The following is a 20,450-nucleotide window of genomic DNA, read 5'->3' on the forward strand; positions in this document are numbered from 1 at the left end:
TTATGCAATATCAAATTTTAACTGGCCTGCTTTAACACCAATCTTAAGTGTGCTACCTGCCACCAAATCTCCCTTAAGAAGAAGTTCTGCCAACTTGTCTTCCACTTCTGTTTGCAGAGTTCTGCGAAGTGGACGAGCTCCCATCTCTGGATCATATCCTTGATTTGCCAGCAATTTCAGTGCTGAAGCTTGTAATTTCAAGTCAATGCCTTTTTCAGCCAAACTTGCTACTAAAGGTTTAACCATAATCTTCACCACTTCCTGCATATGGTCGCTAGACAAGCTATGGAAGACCACCTTTTCATCAATACGGTTGATAAACTCAGGTCTATAAGCCTTTTTCAACTCTTCAAACATGCGTTTTTCCATATTTTCCTGGTCAAAACGAATGTCCTTAGCCCCAAAGCCAACAGTCTTATCATCACGAAGGGCAGTCGCACCAAGGTTCGATGTCATGATAATAATAGTATTTGAAAAGTCAACCTTGCGACCTTTACTATCTGTCAAGACACCATCATCCAAGACCTGCAAGAGAACATTAAAGATGTCTGGATGGGCCTTCTCTACCTCGTCAAAGAGGAGAACAGAATATGGTTTGTTGCGAACCTTCTCGGTCAGCTCCCCACCTTCTTCGTAACCCACATAGCCTGGAGGAGCTCCGTTGAGACGACTGGCTGCAAATTTCTCCATATACTCACTCATATCAAAGCGGATAAGAGCTGATTCGTCGTCAAAAAGAACTTCTGCCAGAGCCTTAGCCAATTCGGTCTTCCCGACACCTGTGGGTCCTAGGAACATAAAGGAACCAATCGGACGCTTGTGACTGCGAATTCCTGACTGGTTGCGGCGAATCGCACGGCTAATGCTTGAAACAGCTTGATCTTGACCGATGACACGTTTGTGGAGTTCCGCTTCCAGATTCAGGTATTTCTTCGCATCAGTCTGAGTCAGTTTTTGGACTGGAATTCCTGACAAACGACTCAAGGTGGTCAAAATATCAGACTCTGTCACCAAGTCTTTGTAGACTGGGACTTCCTCTTCTTTAGCAATTAGTTGGGCTGTCTGTTTCCACTTGCCATCCATCAGAGCCTTATCAGCTGGACTCAAACCTGAATCGTCTGCTTTTACATGCTTAGCCTTATTTTGCACTGTTGCTGCCGCTTCATCTAAGAGGTCGATAGCAGAGTCTGGCAAGTGACGACTAGTCAAGTAACGATGGGCCATCTTGACGGCTGTTTCAACCGCTTCATCTGTGATTTGCACACGGTGATGCTTCTCATAAGTCTCCTTCAAGCCTTGCAAAATAGTCATACTGTCGGCCACGCTTGGCTCTTCAATCGTCACTTTAGCAAAACGACGAGAAAGGGCCGCATCTTTTTCGATATGTTTTTGGTATTCTTCCTGAGTGGTCGCACCAACCGTTCTCAAAGTTCCACGCGCCAAGGCTGGTTTCAAGATATTGGCCGCATCCAGAGTCGAATCAATCCCGCTCCCAGAACCTATGATGGTATGAAGTTCGTCGATAAAGAGAATCACTTGGCCATCTTCTTCAACATCCTTGATAATATTGTTCATGCGCTCTTCAAAGTCACCACGGAAGCGTGTCCCTGCAACGACATTCATCAAATCAAGCTCTAACACGCGCATCTTAGCCATTTCCGCAGGCACATCACCACTAGCAATACGCTGGGCAAGACCAAGCGCCAAGGCTGTTTTCCCGACACCAGCATCCCCAACCAAGACAGGATTATTCTTGGTTTTACGGCTCAAGATTTGAATCATACGCGCGATTTCCTTATCCCGACCGATGACTGGTTCTAACTTTCCAGAACGCGCTTGCTCTGTCAAATCATGCGTATAGTCCTCGAGACCACCACTCGGAGTCTGGGGCATGCCCATCATATTAGCCATAGAATTTTGCTTATCAGCTACGGTACGATGGCGTTGGCGCAAAGCTTTAAGGTCTTCGCGAGTCCAGCCTGCCCGTTCTTCTAGATTGCGACGAAGTGCAGCAATCTTAACCTGGTCTTTCTTGTCTTCATAAGAAAAACCAGCCCTCTCCAAGATACGAGTCGCCAAGGCATTTCCATCATGCAAAATCGCATAGAGGACATGCTCCGTCCCTAGCACCTTAGCATGGACCACTGACGCTACATACTCGGCTTCATCAAAGAGAACCTCCAAACGATGAGAAAAAGGCAATTCCGTAAAGGTTTCATCCTGACTGTAGTCGGTTTCAGTCAGTTCCAACGCAACCTCTTCTAAACGGTCTATCTCATATGGATAATCGTTTAATGTCGCCCCTGCCACACTATAACTGTGATTAGACATGGCAATCAACAAGTGCCAAGACTCTAGATAACGAGCTCCAAAATGGCTAGCCACCATGTAGGCACTTTCGATACATTCATTCAATGCTTTTGAATAGTTCATCTTACTTCCCTTTTCTATCTACCTCTTGTATGACCTGTCGTAGCATGTTTGCACGAACAACTGGAGCTTCTTCTCCTAGAACGCGATCCAAAGCCACTGCCACCAGCAAATTCATCTCCTGCTTGGTCATCAATTCCTGCTCAACCAAAAGCTGCAGAATATCTTCATAAATTTCTTGACTGACTCGCTCACCAATTGAGTAAAGCAAATCGCGGAGCATTTCATGATGACTGGAAAACTCAATCCGTCCTATACGAATGTAGCCTCCGCCACCACGCTTACTTTCAACCAAGTAGCCTCTACTTTCCGTAAAGCGTGTCTTGATCACGTAGTTAATCTGACTAGGAACAACCTGAAAAGTATCTGCCAACTGACTCCGTTGCAACTCCACAATACCAGATTGATCTAAAATTGCCTTGATGTAGGCCTCAATATGATCCGATGTATTTTTAAATCTCATTACAAACCCACCTCTCTCTTTAAACCTTGACTATCTTTGACTATTATACCGAAATTTTCTCATTTTTAAAAGAAAAAGGGCGCTGGTAAAGGATAATCTTCACCAACTCCCTATTTTTCTACTTATCTAAGCCTAATTCTGCCAAGATTTGACGTTTATAGGCAATCTTTTGGACTTCCTTGTCCTCGTCTTCAGACCAATCTAGTTTAATTTCTGAAACAATCTGCCCAGGGCGATTTTTCAAGATATAGATTCGGTCGCTGAGACTGAGAGCCTCCTCGATACTATGCGTGATGATCAAGGTTGTCAGTTGCAACTGCTTGTGAATATCCAGATACCAAGCGTGGAGCTCCATCTTAGTCATCTCATCCAAGGCACTGAAGGCCTCATCCAAGAGAAAGAGTTTGTGCCCAAAAAGATAGGTACGAAGTAAGGCCACACGTTGGCGCATTCCTCCACTCAGTTCATGAGGGTATTTATCCCTTACAGCCGTCAACTGAAAAGTAGCAAGAATGTCATCCGCGCGAGAAATAGCTTCAGCCTTATCTACCTTTTGAATCAAGAGGGGCAGAATGATATTACCAAGCACGGTCTTGTGCTCCAAGAGCAAGTCCTTTTGCAACATATAACTCACGCGCCCCTTGGGATTCTCCTCGCCATCAAGGACAATTCTCCCAGACTGGACTTCTAAAATCCCAGCGATTAGATTAAAGAGGGTGGTTTTTCCAACACCACTTGGGCCTAAAATAGAGACTACTTCACCCGAAGTGACTTTCAGATTGATATCCTCTAAAATCCTCTCCTGACCATAGGCATAGCTTACGTGTTCTAGTCTAATTTCTGTCATTATTTCACAAATTCGTTAGTGAAGCCCTTGTCTGTCAAGTCTTCTTTAAGGATTCCATTTTCTTTATCCCATTTGTAGAAGGCATTCCAGCGAGCTGCATCAAATTGACCCCATTTTTCCTTGTCACTTGCGTATTCTTTTGATAAGTATTTTTGAGATTCGATGACAAAGTCACGTTTTTCTTGAAGTTCAGGTGCATTCTTGATGAGGATATCAGCTGCTTCCTCTGGATGCTCCATAGCATATTGGTAGCCTTTTTTGATAGCTTGGATGACTTTACGTGCTTCTTCTTTGTTGTCTTTGAGGTAGTCGTTGTTAGCAATGATGACTGGTGAGTAATAGTCAAATTCTTTAACGTAGTCTTTCAAGTACATAAAGTTAGCATCTACACCTTGAGATTTGGCAAGGATACCATCCCAACCGTAGTAGATCCAAGCAGTATCAAAGACGCCATTGGCAATCGGTGTGATTGAGTTTGAGTCGTTGTTTGGTACTTTTTCAACCTTCTCAAAGTCCCCACCTTGTGATTCTACCAAGGTTTTCAACATAGCAAGTTCAGTTGGGTCATTCCAAGTCCCGTATTTCTTACCAACTAAGTCTTTTGGACTAGCTACATTATCAGATTTACGAGAGATAATTCCTGATGTATTATGCTCAACGATAGCTGCAACGGCAGTAATTCCTGCTCCTTTTTCCAATTTTTTAGCCATGTAGTCTTGGAAATAGACTGCAAATGGTGCCTTACCGTTAATAACCAAATCAGAAGAACTTTCTTCCGGTGGTAATTTCAAGTCAACATCCACTCCAGCTTCTTTGAAATAACCTTTTTCCTTAGCCACATAAAGTCCTGTGTGGTTGGTATTTGGTGTCCAGTCTAGGATAAAGTCAATCTTTTTAAGTTCTGTTTCCTTATTATCCTTAGAAGCAGTTCCTTGACCACAGGCCACAAGTACGACAGCTACAAGAGCTGTTAAAACAGTTAAAAACACTTTCCATGTTTTTTTCATTTTAATTTCCTCTTTTCTTTTTTGAAACCTTCTTATTCTACGAACGTTTCCATTTAATAACATATTTTTCACTAATATCGACCAACTTCATACCGAGAAGACTGATAATCGATACCAGAATAATAATAGCGAACATGGTGTCATACTGAAACAGTTTCTTGGACTGAATCATATAAACACCAAGACCCTCAAAGCCTCCCAACCACTCAGATACCACTGTTGTGATAAAAGCGTAGGAGACACTGACCCTCAGACCTGCATAAAAGTAGGGCAGGCTGACTGGAATTTTAAAATGCCACAGGATTTGCCAAGGTTTGGCCCGCATCAGACTAAACAAGGTCAGCATATCCTTGTCACAATGCCTAAAGCCGTCCAAAATACTGACGATAATAGGAAAAGTTGTCGTCAAGATAATCAAGACAATCTTGGGCAAAATCCCATAACCGAGCCACAAAACCAGAATAGGAGCTATGGCAATGGTCGGAATGGTCTGAACGACCACCATCATAGGGTAAATCAAGTCATTGAGCCAAGTCAAACTATCCATGAGCACAGCCATGAGACAGGCAATCAAGACTCCCAAAATTAGACCTAGCAAAGCCACTCTCAAGGTCGCCCAGCTATGGTGCCAGAGAAATTCTCTATCACGAACAAAGGCCTGGAGAATTTCAAGAGGTGTCGGCAGGATAAACTTGGGGAGAAGTTTAAGCAAACCTGCTAGTTGCCAGATTGACAAGACTCCTAGAAAGCCCAATAGACTAATGTGTCGTCTCAGTATACTTTTCAAGTTTCTCATCAATACTTAAAATCTCTCCTACATTTATTTTGACATTGGCAAAGACATTATCTGCCTCCTGCCCTGCCACTGCTAGCGCTTCTTTGAGAATGCGCATGAGCTCATCAAACTCCCCTTCCAAAACCGTTTCAAATGGTGTCACCACCATGGTCACTTCTTGAGCTTGCAGATAAGCAATGACTTGATCAATAACAGCTATCCGATCAACCCCCTGTGATAGGGGTAAAATTTGCAAGGCAATGCTTGCTTTCATAACAACCTCCTCTTCTCGTTTTCCTTTGATAAAAAGAAAAACCTTTACCATATATGGAAAAGGTGCAGAATTAGACTAAGTATCGTTCCCTACGCTGGCATTACCCAGATCAGGTGCGGTCGAAGTTTAACACTTCCTCTCAGACTGTACACAGACTCCCATATATTATATGGACATATGATAGCGCAAAACAAAAAAAATGTCAAGGAAACTGCTTACAGAAAAACATGAAAAAGAGTTTGAAAACAAGTATTTCAAACTCTACATAACTTTTTTATTTAGCCTCGTACCAGGTTGCCCCTTCATTCTCATCTGCGATGAGGGGAACACTGAGTTGAATGGCTTCTTCCATAGTTTGTTTGACCAATTTTTTCATCTCTGCTAGTTCCGATTTAGGCACTTCAAGGACGATTTCATCGTGCACTTGTAACAACATCTTGGTCTGATAACCACCTGCAACTAAGGCTTTGTCTAGCTGGATCATAGCAATCTTGAGAATATCTGCCGCCGAACCCTGAATAGGGGAGTTAATGGCTGTCCGCTCCGCAAAACCACGAATGTTGAAATTACGCGAATTGATATCTGGCAACTCACGACGACGTTTGAAGAGAGTCTCTACATATCCCTTATCACGCGCTTCACGCACCACCTCATCCATGTAGTTTTTAATACCCGGGAAACGTTCAAAGTAGGTATCAATATAGGCTTTGGCCTCCTTACGGCTGATGCCTAGATTATTAGACAAGCCAAAGTCTGAAATCCCATAAACTACTCCAAAGTTAACCGCCTTGGCATTACGACGGTCATTTGCAGTCACATCCTCGGGACGCTCAATGCCAAAGACACGCATGGCTGTCGAAGTATGAATATCTGCCCCCTCTTGAAAGGCCTTAATCAGATGCTCATCCTTAGAAATATGAGCCAAAACTCGCAATTCAATCTGTGAATAATCGGAGCTCAGAAGGACACTATCCTCCCACTCAGGCACAAAAGCCTTACGAATGAGACGGCCTTGCTCCAAACGCACAGGAATATTTTGCAAGTTTGGATCCACACTAGACAAACGCCCAGTCTGGGTCAAATCCTGCACATAGCGAGTATGAATCTTGCCATCAACCAAAATCCAGTCCTGCAAGCCAATCACATAAGTCGATTGAATCTTAGCAATCTGACGATAGTCTAGTATTTTCTTAACAATCGGAGCAATAGGAGCCAGACGTTCCAACACATCCACCGCTGTTGAGTAACCCGTTTTAGTTTTCTTAGTGTATTCTAGAGGAAGACCCAACTTTTCAAAAAGAAGCACGCCCAACTGCTTAGGCGAGTTGATATTAAACTCCTCACCAGCCAACTCGTAAATCTCTTGAGTCAGTTTTTCAATAACAAGCTCATTTTCAGCCTGCATCTCAAGCAAGGTCTCTTTCTTGACCGTAATCCCAGCGATTTCCATCTTGGCAAGGACAAAAGCCAGAGGTTGCTCTATATCATAAAGAAGCTCTAATTGCCCATTCTCGCTAAGTTTTTCAAGTAAAACAGGCTCTGTTTCGACCAAAATAGCAATCTTACGAGCCAAATGTTCCAAGAATTTCTCGCGTTCAGGAATGGCCTTCTTAACACCCTTACCATAGAAAGTCTCATCATCTACCAGGTAAGTCTGGCCATAAAGACTAGCAATGGTCGCAATTTCATTGTCCTCCACAGTCGAAAGGAGGTATTTAGCCAAACGGCTATCAAAAGCAGGCGCCTGCAAATCCACACCAAAACGACGCAAGAGAACCTTGGTTTTTTTAAAATCATAAATTTTCAAAGATGTTTTTTCTAAGAAATCCTTGAAAATAGGTTCCTGAAAAAGCTCAAGCTTGTCTGTAGCATAAAGCTTATCCCCACAAGACCAGGCAAAACCAACCAAATCATCCGTATGGTAATTCTCACCAAAAAGCTCAAAATGGAAGATAGACTCTTCACTCAGCATGTCTTGACTGATTTGGTCAACAATAGTAAAGTCCAAACTCTCAGCCACATCCGCTGACGATGCATTTAAAGTCTGCTTGAGCTGTTTGAAGCCCATCTCATCGTAGAATTTCCCAAGGTTTTCAACATCTGGACCGCTATAGACCAACTCCTCCAAACCAATCTCAATCGGTGCCTTTGTATCAATGGTCGCCAGTGTTTTTGACAAAAAGGCCTGTTCCTTATCATTGATGAGATTTTCCTTCATCTTAGAAGCCTTCATCCCATCGATATTTTCATAAATACCCTCAAGTGAGCCATGCTCCAGCAAGAGCTTGATACCCGTCTTTTCACCGATTTTGGTCACCCCAGGGATATTATCCGACTTATCACCCATGAGCGCCTTGAGATCGATAAACTGCGTCGGTGTAATGCCCATCTTTTCCATAAGATATTCTGGCGTAAAGGCCTCAAACTCAGCCACACCTTTCTTGGAAATCTCAACCACTGTATGCTCATCCGTCAGCTGAATCAAATCCTTGTCCCCACTGACAATGGTAATATCAAAACCATCCTGCTCAGCTAGTTTATCCAATGTCCCGATGATATCATCCGCCTCATACTGAGCCAACTCATAGTGACGAATCCCCATATGATCCAGCAACTCACGAATGAAGGGAAATTGCTCACGAAACTCATCAGGAGTCTTAGCCCGACCACCCTTATAGTCCGCATACATCTCCGTACGGAAGGTCGTCTTCCCCGCATCAAAAGCCACCAAGATATGACTCGGCTCAACCCGCTCCAACAAATGGCTCAACATCAACTGAAAACCATAAATCGCATTGGTATGCAAACCAGCAGCATTCTTAAAACGGTCTAACTGCTGATAGAGCGCAAAAAACGCCCGAAAGGCAACAGAAGACCCATCAATCAATAATAATTTTTTCTTATCCATACACCCATTATAAAGGAAAGCACCAAAAAATACCATTGGGAAGAGTTCTCTGAGAGAAACTAAGATAATAGTAAAAAGAGAAGGAAGTTACTCCCTCTCTTTCAAACTACGAAATGAATTAGTTCTTACGTTTCACAAATGGAAGGGCACCAAGGAACAATCCAAGGAATCCTAATGATGCAACTGCAACATTATCTCTACCACCAGTATTTGGAAGTTCTTTCTTATCTTCTGCTTTTGTAGCTGGGGCTTGATAAGTATTATCCTTGTTAGTACCTGCTGTTGTAAGAGTATATTGTGTAACTTCGTTAATTGCTGCTTCTACACTATTAACGTCTCCTGTATATTCTGGAGCATCGGCTACAGTAGGAGGTGTTGCATCATTTACCCCACCATTGAAATCAGATTCATTATCTCCAGAAGGAGAATCACTAGGATTCACACCACCATTAAATTCTGTAGCGTTAGGAGCAGTTGGTACTTCATCTGCTTCCTTAGCAGGTTCAGTAGGTGCTGCATCATCACTTACTCCACCACTGAAGTCTTTCAGTTCTTCATCCTTAGGAACTTCTTTTAATTTTTCGATGTAACCTAAAGTTGCGTTGTCATCGTCAGTTAGTATATCGATTGCTTACGATCTTGTAATGATTCATTAACTTCGTCAAATTTAGCTTGAGCTTCATCAACAGAAGCTTTAGCAGAAGCGACAGAACCTTCTAGTTTAGTTACAGCATCTTGTAATTTATCGATAACATCTTGATCAGCTTTATTCGTTTTAGCTGTTTCAAGAGCAACTTTAGCTTTTTCTAAGGTTTCTTTTTGTTTATCTAAGGCAGCATTTTTCTCTTCTACTGCCTTAGCTTTTTCTTTATCAGCTTCTTTAGTTAATTTTTCAATTTTTTCAGCTAAATCATCAGCTTTGTCTGTAAGTTTTTAACGATTGGTTTAGAAGCTTCTTTTTTAGGAGCTTTGTTTCTAGTGTTATAGTCGTTTTCTAATTCTTTCAGAACATCTTTAGCAGATAAATAACCTTTTTCAACGGAATCTAGAATAGCTTCCTTACCAATTTCAGCTTTCTTTTCAGCATCGGCTTTTAATTTCTCAGCATCATCCGTCAAGTTTTCAATTGTTTCAGTTAAATCTTCTTTAGCTTTTTCGACTTCAGTTTTTGGAGTTTTAACCACAGGTGTGGCTCCAGTTTCTCCGGATGTGCTAGTAGCTGTAGGTGCATCAGCTTTTACAACCGACGGTTGAGACACAGCAAAAACCGCCCCTAAAACCGTAACACTAGCTAAGCTAGTCAAAATCATTTTCTTTTTATCCATTTTTAAAACGCCCCTTTGTGGAATTATATTTCTCTCTATTATAACTTTTAATATAGATTAACAAAAACAATATATTAAGTTGTTTAAAAAAACATATAAGAACGCTTCAAGTAAATATTTAAAATAGTGCTAATTACTTTTGAATATAGTTAAAAATGATAATGAATCAAGTTTTTTAGTTTATTTTTCTTTAATCCACTCACCATTATGATTTACAGTATAACCGTCTACTATTGTATTAACAGCTAGCTCACCTGAAGAGTAAGAATAATACCACTTACCAGAGACTTGATACCAGCCCGTTTTCATTGCCCCTGAGTCATCTAGATAATACCAAAATCCTTTCTCCTGTAACCAGCCTGTCTGCATTTCACCAGATGATTTCAAATAATACCAGGTAGAACCATCTTTCAGCCATCCCGTCGCCTTAGAACCATCTGATTTGAAATAATACCAACTACCATTTATTTTCTTCCAACCCACAGTCAATCCATTATTTGAACCATGATTAGATTTATTTACTGATTGATTTTGTGACGAAGTCACTCCCTCCAACTGAATATAACGTCGACTCCCGCTATAAGAAATATAACTCAACCACTTGTAACCATCCTTTTCTATCACCTGATCATAATGAACACTCTCACCTGGAGAATAATATGCAAGTGGAGTTGCATTCAATAATGGTTGATCTTTAATAGGAGTCTCCACCTTAAAATAATGAGTTCCTCTCATCAAAGATGACGATTGACTGGTCACAACATGATTGCTTGTCGAATCTTTTGAACTGCTTGGGACTTCTTTAGAATTGCTTGATAAATCTTTAAAATGAATAAAACCGGTCATCTTGTTTGCTTTTACAATTCGTTTATTATAATTACCTTTATAATCATAGTTATATTCCTCAATTTCTATATTATCTCCCATCACATTTGAAACCCAAGCAACATGGCCATAACCTCCTGCAGTAGACCAAGCAATAGATCCGATAGCTGGTGTATTATCGACACGATAACCTTCACGACGAGCACGATAACCCCATTCACCAGCATTACCATAAGCTCCTGGAAGCTCAAAACCATTTACTCCACTCAAGCGAAAAGCAGCAAATGAAGTACACTGACGAGAATACATCCTCCACTTATCAATACTCTGACTCCCATTTTTATAATAAGCAGGATAATCATCTCCACGAGCATAAGAACTGTTTGCATGAACACTTTCTCCAGCCGACAACATCAGCCCTACTACTAAAAAAGGAACAACCTTTTTAACTGACTTTCTAATAGAAAACCTTGTCTCTGCTACTTTAAATGGTGAAATTTTCATTCTTCCTCCTTGAAAATAATATAAATCGAAGATTGCCTTCACTTAAACTATTCGGAGAAAAAAGAAAAAGTGAGAAAATTTCTCACTTTAGTCAAGATAATGAATCAAATTCTTTTCTGTAAGGATATCTGAGTAAGTAAAGGATTCAACATAAACATTAGCTTGTTTATCTCCTTCAACGTTTCCAAATTCAACGATAAATAGGGATGGATAAACCTCAATCAGCTTACCCAATCTATTTTTTTGGCGCTTACGACCATTCTCCAAGGTCATTTCTACGACTTGCCCCTCATGTGCCTTGATTTCTTCTTTGATTTTTTTCATCTTGGCTACATCTGTAAATGCATCTGACATCTTATGCCTCCCTCTTTGAGATACTTGAAAATTTATTGTATTCTTTTTGGAAAATTAATTCCACCGTTCCACGAGCTCCACTACGGTTTTTCTCGATAATAACTTCTACCTTATTATTCGGTATGCCTTCCTCTTCTTCACCACCACGCTCATAGTAGTCGTCGCGATAAAGAAAGGCTACGATATCAGCGTCCTGCTCAATAGACCCAGATTCACGAATATCAGACAAGACCGGTCTCTTATCCTGACGTTGTTCTACACCACGAGAAAGCTGACTTAGAGCGATTACTGGAACCTTCAGTTCCTTAGCTAAAATTTTCAACTGACGTGAAATTTCTGAAACCTCTTGTTGACGATTTTCTCTACCAGTTCCCGTGATAAGCTGCAAATAGTCTATTAAAATCAAACCAAGATTTCCAGTTTCTTGAGCCAATTTACGAGAACGAGAACGAATCTCTGTAATCCGAATCCCTGGCGTATCATCGATATAGATACTGGCGTTAGCTAGATTCCCTTGAGCAATGGTATATTTTTGCCACTCCTCATCAGTCAATTGACCCGTACGGATAGAATGCGATTCCACCAAACCTTCTGCCGCCAACATACGGTCCACTAGACTTTCCGCACCCATTTCGAGTGAAAAAATAGCAACTGTTTTGTCCAACTTAGTCCCAATATTTTGAGCAATATTCAAGGCAAAGGCTGTCTTACCAACCGCCGGACGAGCTGCTAAGATAATCAACTCCTCCTCATGAAGACCAGTCGTCATATGATCCAAATCACGATAACCTGTCGCAATCCCTGTAATATCGGTCGTTTGTTGCGAGCGAGCTTCCAGATTTCCAAAGTTGATATTCAACACATCTCGAATGTTCTTAAATCCACTTCGATTAGCATTTTCGCTGACATCAATCAGGCCTTTTTCTGCCTGAGCAATGATTTCATCAGCTGGTTGCGAAGCCTCGTAAGCTTGATTGACAGACTCTGTCAACTTGGAGATTAATCGACGTAGCATGGCCTTCTCTGCAACAATCTTAGCATAATACTCCGCATTAGCAGAAGTTGGCACAGAATTGACAATCTCAACCAAGTAAGACAGGCCACCAATATTCTGTAAATCACCTTGATTATCAAGAATGGTGCGAACCGTTGTTGCATCTATAGCATCGCCACGATCGGATAAATCGACCATAGCTTGGAAAATCAAACGATGGGCATACTTAAAAAAGTCCCGAGACTCAATATATTCTCGCACAAAAACAAGCTTACTCTCGTCAATAAAGATAGCCCCTAAAACGGATTGCTCAGCTAAGATATCTTGAGGTTGTACTCGTAACTCTTCTACTTCTGCCATCAGACTTCCCTTCCTTTTACAATCTTGTCAAGAAAGTGTAAATTTACCCTTCTTTCACACGAAGATTGATTACACTTGTAATATCTTGATAGATTTTCACTGGTACATCAATCAAACCAACTGCTCGAATCGGAGCTTGTACTTGGATATGACGTTTATCAATCTTAATTCCAAATTGCTTTTGCAATTCTTCTGCAATTTTCTTATTGGTAATGGAACCAAAGGTACGACCATCTGGACCAACTTTTTCAACAAATTCTACAATAGTTTCCTCTGCTTCTAGTTGAGCTTTAATTGCTTTTGCTTCTGCAATCATCTCAGCATGAGCTTTTTCTTCCGATTTTTGTTTACCACGAAGTTCACCTACAGCTTGAGCAGTCGCTTCTTTGGCTAGACTCTTTTTGATAAGAAAGTTTTGCGCATACCCTGTTGGTACTTCCTTAATTTCGCCTTTTTTACCTTTTCCTTTGACATCTGCTAAAAAGATTACTTTCATTCTTCTTTCTCCTTTTCCTTTATTTCATTTAATACAATTTCTGTCAGTTTTTCACCTGCTTCTGACAAGGTTGAATCCTTAATTTGAGCTGCTGCCAAATTAAAGTGGCCTCCACCTCCCAGCTCTTCCATAATCCGTTGTACATTCAGCTTACTACGACTGCGAGCTGAGATAGAGATAAATCCTTGTGTATTCTTCGCAAGAACAAAACTCGCTTCAATACCTGACATAGCTAACATGGCATCTGCTGCCTTACTAATAACAACTGTATCATAACATTTCGAGTCCTTAGCCTCTGCTATTAGTACATCTGAACCTAATTTACGCCCCTGTAAAATCAGTTCATTGACCTCACGATATTCTTCAAAATCTGTCGCAGCAATTTCTTGGATAGCAATACTATCACTTCCTCTCGTTCTGAGATAGCTAGCAACATCAAATGTCCGACTAGTCACTCGTGAGGTGAAATTTTTAGTATCCAACATCATACCAGCCATTAAAACACTTGCTTGCATACGACTCAAACGATTTTTCTTAGAATTCTGGAACTGAATCAATTCCGTTACCAACTCACTGGCACTACTTGCACCACTTTCGATATAAGTAATAACCGCATTATCTGGAAAATCCTGATCCCGTCTGTGGTGGTCGATGACAATGGTTTGGGTAAATAAATCATAAAAATCTTTTGATAAAGTTAAGGCAGTCTTTGAATGGTCTACAAGAATCAACAAAGAACGATTGGTCACCATCCCCATTGCGTCCTTAACAGACAACAACTTTGTAACTCCTTCTTTTTCTAAGAATGAAACAGCTCGTTCAATATCCGGCGACATTTGATTTTCATCATAAAGGGCATAACTATTTTCAGTCACATTGCTGGCAAACAACTGCATACCTACAGCAGAGCCAAGAGCATCCATATCTAGATTTTTGTGACCAACTACAAAAACCTGATCCACACTACGAATCTTATCTGAAATAGCCGTCATCATAGCACGCGTACGGGTCCGTGTACGTTTGATTGAGGCAGCAGAGCCACCACCAAAATAAACTGGATTTTTCGTTTCGTCGTTTTCCTTGACAACAACTTGGTCGCCACCACGCACTTCAGCCAAGTTCAAGTTGAGCAGAGCAACTTTCCCTATCTCATCATGATTTCCATCACCATAAGAAAATCCCATACTTAGGGTCAATGGCAACTGTCTCTGTTTGGACTCTTCTCTAAAAGCATCAATAACAGAAAATTTATCATTCATCAATCCTTCAAGTACTGTGTAGTCCGTAAATAGATAAAAACGGTCCATGCTTACTCGACGGGAGAACATGGCATGCTTCCCAGCAAATTCTGAAACAAAATTGGCTACAAAACTGTTAATATGACTAATGTCAGACTCCGATGTCGCATCTTCTAAATCGTCATAGTTATCAACGGAAACAATTCCAATAACCGGACGACTCGTCACTAACTCAACAGTCGCTTCGTATTCTCCAGACACATCAAAGAAGTAAAGAACACCAGATACCTTGTCCATATGAACCGAATAGCGAGTCTCACCCAAGGTGGCATAAGAACCTGGATTCCCCACAGACGCCTTTATAATTGTTTGAATTAATGCAACATCAATCTCCCCCACTTCATTAGTCAAAATCAATTCAGCGTAAGGATTGAACCATTCAACTTCACCTGACGATAAGTCTAGTTTAATAACTCCGACAGGCATCTGTTCTAACAAAGTTGTCAAACTATCTTCAGCTTGGTGGTTTACATACTGGATTTGTTCTACTTCACTCTTTGAGTAGTAGTCTCTCTGATGGATGAATAGTAAAATATATGAACCCAAAATAAGTAGCAAAAGAAATAGCGTTACCAGTGTATTCGTTACAAAAACAAGTTGCACAGATAGCACTCCGAACGCCACTATTCCTAATATTAAGGGGAAAATAGGACCTACATAAAATTTTTTCATTCCAAACCTCTTGGCACCCATTATACCATAATAACCATCAAAAAGCGACTTTTTAAAAGTGTAATCAGTAATTCTATCAATTATAAGAAAAAGGAGGTTTACAATTTAGTAAACCTTCCTTTACACATATTGAAATTAAGATTCTTTAACTTCTAACAAGCCAATCTCGCCATCTTCACGACGATAAATCACATTGGTTGTCTGATCTTCAACATCCACATAGATAAAGAAATCATGTCCCAACAAATCCATCTGTAGAATAGCTTCTTCCAAATCCATTGGTTTTAAATCAATTTGTTTTGAACGAACAACTCTAGACTGGACAACATTTGGATCTTCCACCAAAGCATCTGTAAATAATTGACTAGTTGCTACCTTATTTTTATTTTTACGCTCGATTTTTGTTTTATTTTTACGAATCTGACGTTCAATTTTATCGGTTACAAGGTCAATTGAACCATACATATCTTGAGACACATCTTCTGCACGAAGAGTAATTGAACCAAGTGGAATCGTCACCTCCACTTTAGCAGTTTTTTCACGATACACCTTCAAGTTAACTCGAGCATCCAACTCTTGTTCAGCTTGAAAATACTTTTCGATCTTTTCGAGTTTAGAAACTACATAATCACGAATTGCTTCTGTTACTTCTAGGTTTTCACCACGGATACTATATTTAATCATATGAGTACCTTCTTTCTAAACATTTTTGTTTTTCTGATTTCATTATAACGCTTTCATTTTATTTTTGCAAATTTTTTCCTCATCTTACAAGGGAAAATGTTTTTACATCCTCAGCACCAGCTTCTTCCAACAGTTTCTTCATACGATTTATAGTTGTTCCAGTAGTATAGATATCATCTATAAGTAGGATTTTTTTAGGAATAGTGACTCCACTTTTGACAAAGAAGGGAAATTCTGTTGCCAAGCGTTCTGAACGATTTTTGGAAGAGCTAGCCCGCTCTTCTCTCTTCTCTAGTAAGTCTTGAAAAGAGAACCCTGCTGCTTCAACTAAACCTTCAACCTGGTTAAATCCCCTCTCGAGCAATCTTTCAGGACTTAGGGGAATTACAACAAATTGATACTCTTTGTACTTTTTTAACTCCTCACTTAAAACTGAATCAAAAACTTTTCTTAAAAGGAAGTCTCCATCAAACTTATACCGACTGAAAAAATCCTTCATAGCTTGATTGTAAGTAAAAATCGCTCTATGACTGACTTCAATTCCTTCTTTACACCAAAATTGACAATCTTGACACTTAGTTGACACCTCTGTTTTCATACAGCTTGAACAGCACTCTTCACCAATTCTATCAAAAGTAGATTCACAATCTAAACAAAGACAGGAGTCATCATTCTTCAGAAGTAAGAGACTACTAAAAGTTAAAACAGCCTTCATAGTCTGCCCACATAATAAACACTTCATAGACCCGCCTCCTTGTTCATCTGTTGAATTTCCTTAATTGCCTTTTTGATTGAAGCATTTAACCCGTCATGGAAGAAAAGCAAATCTCCTGTCGGTCTATCCATGCTTCGCCCAACTCGTCCACCAATCTGAATCAAGCTAGACTTGGTAAAAAGGCGATGGTTGGCTTCTACTACAAAAACATCCACACAAGGGAAGGTAACTCCACGCTCCAAGATTGTCGTACTGATAAGTATTGTCAGTTCTCCATCTCGAAAAGCTTGCACCTGCTCTAATCGATCTTCCGTAACTGAAGACACAAAACCAATTTTCTCATGCGAAAATTCCTTCTGTAAGACTTCTTTTAATTGCTCCCCTTTCTTAATTTCTGAAGCAAAAATGAGTAAGGGATAGCCTGTCTTTCTCTGTTTCTCAATATAAGTCTTTAGCTTTGGTGACAAACGATTCTTATCCAAATAGCGATTAAAATCGGATAACCAGACAGGTTTAGGAATAATCAAAGGATTTCCATGAAACCGTCTAGGCAAACTCAATCGTTTTAATTCTCCGATGCGAACCTTCCTATCTAACTCATCGGTAGAAGTTGCTGTTAAAAAGATTCTCAAGCCATTCTTCTTTACACTATTCTTGACAGCATGGTAAAGCGTGGGATTGTCAACATAAGGAAAGGCATCTACTTCATCCACTATCAGCAAATCAAAAGCTTGATAAAACTTCAATAACTGATGGGTCGTCGCAACAACTAGTGGTGTTCGAAAATACGGCTCTGATTCTCCGTGTAGTAAAGATATCTCGCAAGCAAAATCATCTTGCAATCGCTTGTACAGCTCCAAACACACATCAATTCTAGGACTGGCCAAACAAACTGCACCACCTTCATCAATCACTTTAGCCACAACTTGATAAATCATTTCTGTCTTTCCAGCTCCTGTTACAGCGTGAACCAAGGTTGGCTCTTCCTTTTCTACCGCTTGAAGCAGTCCCTGTGATACCTTCTCTTGAAAAGGGGTTAATTGACCACGCCATTTAAGAACATCTTGCTTCGGAAAATCCTCCTGTGGGAAATAGTATAAAGATTGATCACTCCTAACTCTCTTCATAATTAAGCATTCCCGACAATAGTAAGCACCGATAGGCAAATACCATTCATCTAGAATAGTACTATTACAACGTTGACAGAAAACTTTCCCCTTCTCCTTTCTCATTGCTGGAAATTTCTCCGCCAACTGGCGTTCCTCTTTAGTTAATTCATTCTCAGTAAACAAACGACCGAGATAATTTGGATTTACTTTCATACTTCTTTATTCGTAAAAACCTAGCGCTTTAGATGATTTTTTAGTACAATTAAATCATGGAATTTAGAACAATTAAAGAGGACGGACAAGTCCAAGAAGAAATCAAAAAATCCCGCTTTATCTGTCATGCCAAGCGTGTTTATAGCGAAGAAGAGGCTCGTGACTTCATTACTGCCATCAAAAAAGAACACTACAAAGCTACGCATAACTGCTCTGCCTTCATTATTGGGGAACATAGTGAAATCAAACGTACAAGTGATGATGGTGAGCCCAGTGGGACTGCTGGCGTTCCTATGCTTGGAGTACTAGAAAATCACAATCTCACCAATGTCTGTGTGGTCGTGACACGTTACTTTGGTGGTATTAAATTAGGCGCTGGAGGACTGATTCGTGCTTACGCTGGCAGTGTTGCCTTAGCTGTCAAAGAAATTGGCATTGTTGAAATAAAGGAACAAGCTGGAATTTCTATTCAAATGTCCTACGCTCAGTACCAAGAGTACAGTAACTTCCTTAAAGAACATAATCTCATGGAGCTAGATACAAATTTTACAGATCAAGTCGATACGGTGATTTATGTTGATAAAGAAGAAAAAGAAAATATTAAAGCTGCACTGGTAGAATTTTTTAATGGAAAAGTTACTTTAACTAATCAAGGTTTACGTGAAGTTGGAGTTCCTGTAAACTTAGTGTAAATAAAGGAGAAAAATATGGCATTTGGAAAATTTATTCAAGGACTCGCTGGTAACCTTAGCGAGCAAAACAAAGAAACTCTTATCAAAGAATATGGACAATATCTACTAGAAAATGAAGAAATTCAAAGTGGATATAAACTGATTCGTGACTCAATTATATTTACAAATATCCGTATCATCTTTACAGATAAACAAGGCGCTACCGGTCGTAAGATGTCTATTAAATCAATCTTTTTGATGAACATTGTTAACGTTGAAATGGAAACTGCTGGAGCAGGTATAGATGATAGTGAAATTACTATTACTTATTTAGAAAATGTTTTTCTAAAAGCACATAATGAGCATTTTAGTGCTCATAAATTTGAATTCCCTAAGAAAACGGATATCGTTCCACTTTACACCTATTTATTAGAATTAGCTTATCACAATCGTTTGAAAATTAATGGCTTAGACCTGTGATATAAAAAAATCCTATCACTTCGATAGGATTTCTATATTTTACAAATGGTATAGTTAGAGTTATACTAGAAATATCTTATACAAAGAGGTATTCATATGTCTATTTATAACAATATTACTGAATTAATCGGTCAAACTCCGATTGTTAAACTCAACAACATCGTGCCAGAAGGGGCTGCGGACGTCTATGTAAAGCTTGAAGCATTCAACCCTGGTTCTTCTGTAAAAGATCGTATTGCTCTTAGCATGATTGAAAAAGCTGAACAAGACGGTATTCTGAAACCTGGTTCTACTATTGTTGAAGCAACAAGTGGAAACACTGGTATTGGACTTTCATGGGTAGGTGCTGCTAAAGGGTATAAAGTCGTCATCGTTATGCCTGAAACTATGAGTGTAGAACGACGTAAGATTATCCAAGCTTATGGCGCTGAACTCGTCCTAACTCCTGGCAGCGAGGGAATGAAAGGTGCTATTGCTAAGGCTCAAGAAATCGCTGCTGAACGTGATGGTTTCCTTCCTCTTCAATTTGACAATCCAGCTAATCCAGAAGTACACGAAAGAACAACAGGAGCTGAAATACTAGCTGCTTTCGGTAAAGATGGACTAGATGCCTTTGTTGCTGGAGTGGGTACTGGTGGAACAATTTCTGGTGTTTCTCATGCACTTAAAACAGCAAATTCAAGCATTCAAGTTTTTGCAGTAGAAGCAGATGAATCTGCTATTCTATCTGGTGAAAAACCTGGTCCTCACAAAATTCAAGGTATCTCAGCTGGATTTATTCCTGATACACTTGATACTAAAGCCTATGATGGTATCGTTCGTGTAACATCAGACGATGCTCTCGCACTCGGCCGTGAAATTGGTGGAAAAGAAGGATTCCTTGTAGGGATTTCTTCAGCTGCAGCTATCTACGGAGCAATTGAAGTTGCCAAGAAATTAGGTACAGGTAAGAAAGTCCTTGCTCTAGCACCAGATAACGGTGAACGTTATCTCTCTACAGCACTCTATGAATTTGAAGTGTAGTCTCCTAAATACACTTGGCCCTT

The 20,450-nt window shown here is 40.1% G+C and carries 20 protein-coding genes and 1 riboswitch; of the genes, 3 read left to right on the top strand and 17 right to left on the bottom strand.

Features of this window, described 5'->3' with window-relative positions:
- From N8M66_RS04510 to N8M66_RS04590, 17 genes are all read right to left on the bottom strand, one after another.
- Nucleotides 1–2,433 carry an ATP-dependent Clp protease ATP-binding subunit gene (locus N8M66_RS04510; RefSeq protein WP_261045863.1) on the bottom strand — a complete coding sequence of 811 codons (2,433 nt, stop codon included), beginning with the start codon at nt 2,431–2,433 and terminating at the stop codon, nt 1–3.
- A gap of 1 nt (nt 2,434) precedes the next feature.
- Nucleotides 2,435–2,893 (bottom strand): CtsR family transcriptional regulator, encoded by a 459-nt coding sequence (locus N8M66_RS04515; protein ID WP_001211265.1) that lies wholly within the window; start codon nt 2,891–2,893, stop codon nt 2,435–2,437.
- Nucleotides 2,894–3,011: 118 nt separating this feature from the next.
- Nucleotides 3,012–3,740 carry an ABC transporter ATP-binding protein gene (locus N8M66_RS04520; RefSeq protein WP_261045864.1) on the bottom strand — a complete coding sequence of 243 codons (729 nt, stop codon included), beginning with the start codon at nt 3,738–3,740 and terminating at the stop codon, nt 3,012–3,014.
- Entirely contained in the window at nt 3,740–4,747 is a 1,008-nt protein-coding gene (locus tag N8M66_RS04525; RefSeq protein ID WP_070478161.1) for an ABC transporter substrate-binding protein, read from the bottom strand. Before N8M66_RS04525 ends, N8M66_RS04520 begins: the two co-directional genes overlap by 1 nt.
- A 37-nt stretch (nt 4,748–4,784) precedes the next feature.
- Nucleotides 4,785–5,543 carry an ABC transporter permease gene (locus N8M66_RS04530; protein WP_186822058.1) on the bottom strand — a complete coding sequence of 253 codons (759 nt, stop codon included), beginning with the start codon at nt 5,541–5,543 and terminating at the stop codon, nt 4,785–4,787.
- On the bottom strand, nt 5,506–5,796 hold the full coding sequence (locus N8M66_RS04535; RefSeq protein WP_261045872.1) for a thiamine-binding protein: 291 nt from the start codon (nt 5,794–5,796) through the stop codon (nt 5,506–5,508). Before N8M66_RS04535 ends, N8M66_RS04530 begins: the two co-directional genes overlap by 38 nt.
- A 69-nt stretch (nt 5,797–5,865) precedes the next feature.
- Nucleotides 5,866–5,968: riboswitch (TPP riboswitch) on the bottom strand.
- Between the two features lie 102 nt (nt 5,969–6,070).
- Nucleotides 6,071–8,704, bottom strand: a complete 2,634-nt coding sequence (gene polA / locus N8M66_RS04540) for a DNA polymerase I (protein WP_261045873.1) — start codon at nt 8,702–8,704, stop codon at nt 6,071–6,073.
- A 118-nt stretch (nt 8,705–8,822) separates the two neighbouring features.
- Nucleotides 8,823–9,146: an SIALI-17 repeat-containing surface protein gene (locus N8M66_RS04545; protein ID WP_261045874.1), complete on the bottom strand. Its 324-nt coding sequence runs from the start codon at nt 9,144–9,146 to the stop codon at nt 8,823–8,825.
- A gap of 463 nt (nt 9,147–9,609) precedes the next feature.
- Entirely contained in the window at nt 9,610–10,029 is a 420-nt protein-coding gene (locus N8M66_RS04550) for a hypothetical protein (protein WP_261045875.1), read from the bottom strand.
- Between the two features lie 180 nt (nt 10,030–10,209).
- The gene (locus N8M66_RS04555) at nt 10,210–11,358 is read right to left on the bottom strand and encodes an SH3 domain-containing protein (protein ID WP_261045876.1); all 1,149 of its coding nucleotides are present in this window, start codon (nt 11,356–11,358) and stop codon (nt 10,210–10,212) included.
- Nucleotides 11,359–11,445: 87 nt separating this feature from the next.
- Nucleotides 11,446–11,712, bottom strand: a complete 267-nt coding sequence (locus N8M66_RS04560) for a Veg family protein (RefSeq protein ID WP_001278169.1) — start codon at nt 11,710–11,712, stop codon at nt 11,446–11,448.
- Nucleotide 11,713: 1 nt separating this feature from the next.
- The gene (gene dnaB, locus N8M66_RS04565) at nt 11,714–13,066 is read right to left on the bottom strand and encodes a replicative DNA helicase (RefSeq protein WP_004263550.1); all 1,353 of its coding nucleotides are present in this window, start codon (nt 13,064–13,066) and stop codon (nt 11,714–11,716) included.
- 43 nt (nt 13,067–13,109) lie between these two features.
- The gene (rplI, locus tag N8M66_RS04570; RefSeq protein WP_060627336.1) at nt 13,110–13,562 is read right to left on the bottom strand and encodes a 50S ribosomal protein L9; all 453 of its coding nucleotides are present in this window, start codon (nt 13,560–13,562) and stop codon (nt 13,110–13,112) included.
- Nucleotides 13,559–15,532, bottom strand: a complete 1,974-nt coding sequence (locus N8M66_RS04575) for a DHH family phosphoesterase (RefSeq protein WP_070478154.1) — start codon at nt 15,530–15,532, stop codon at nt 13,559–13,561. Before N8M66_RS04575 ends, rplI begins: the two co-directional genes overlap by 4 nt.
- 135 nt (nt 15,533–15,667) lie before the next feature.
- Complete coding sequence (gene hpf / locus N8M66_RS04580; protein WP_000599100.1) at nt 15,668–16,216, bottom strand: ribosome hibernation-promoting factor, HPF/YfiA family; 549 nt, start codon at nt 16,214–16,216, stop codon at nt 15,668–15,670.
- A gap of 79 nt (nt 16,217–16,295) precedes the next feature.
- Complete coding sequence (locus N8M66_RS04585) at nt 16,296–16,958, bottom strand: ComF family protein (protein WP_261045880.1); 663 nt, start codon at nt 16,956–16,958, stop codon at nt 16,296–16,298.
- Complete coding sequence (locus N8M66_RS04590) at nt 16,955–18,253, bottom strand: DEAD/DEAH box helicase (RefSeq protein WP_261045882.1); 1,299 nt, start codon at nt 18,251–18,253, stop codon at nt 16,955–16,957. The genes N8M66_RS04585 and N8M66_RS04590 overlap by 4 nt, the downstream gene beginning before the upstream one ends.
- A gap of 56 nt (nt 18,254–18,309) precedes the next feature.
- Between N8M66_RS04590 and N8M66_RS04595 the strand changes: the two genes are divergently transcribed.
- From N8M66_RS04595 to cysK, 3 genes are all read left to right on the top strand, one after another.
- Nucleotides 18,310–18,945 carry a YigZ family protein gene (locus N8M66_RS04595; RefSeq protein WP_261045883.1) on the top strand — a complete coding sequence of 212 codons (636 nt, stop codon included), beginning with the start codon at nt 18,310–18,312 and terminating at the stop codon, nt 18,943–18,945.
- Nucleotides 18,946–18,960: 15 nt separating this feature from the next.
- A complete protein-coding gene (locus tag N8M66_RS04600; RefSeq protein ID WP_261045885.1) occupies nt 18,961–19,404 on the top strand; it encodes a PH domain-containing protein in 444 nt (147 codons plus the stop codon).
- A gap of 96 nt (nt 19,405–19,500) precedes the next feature.
- Nucleotides 19,501–20,427, top strand: a complete 927-nt coding sequence (gene cysK / locus N8M66_RS04605) for a cysteine synthase A (RefSeq protein WP_049499108.1) — start codon at nt 19,501–19,503, stop codon at nt 20,425–20,427.
- Nucleotides 20,428–20,450: the final 23 nt, after the last annotated feature.

This window comes from Streptococcus mitis (genome assembly GCF_946188585.1).
In the GTDB taxonomy this organism is placed as follows: Bacteria; Bacillota; Bacilli; order Lactobacillales; family Streptococcaceae; genus Streptococcus; species Streptococcus mitis_DG.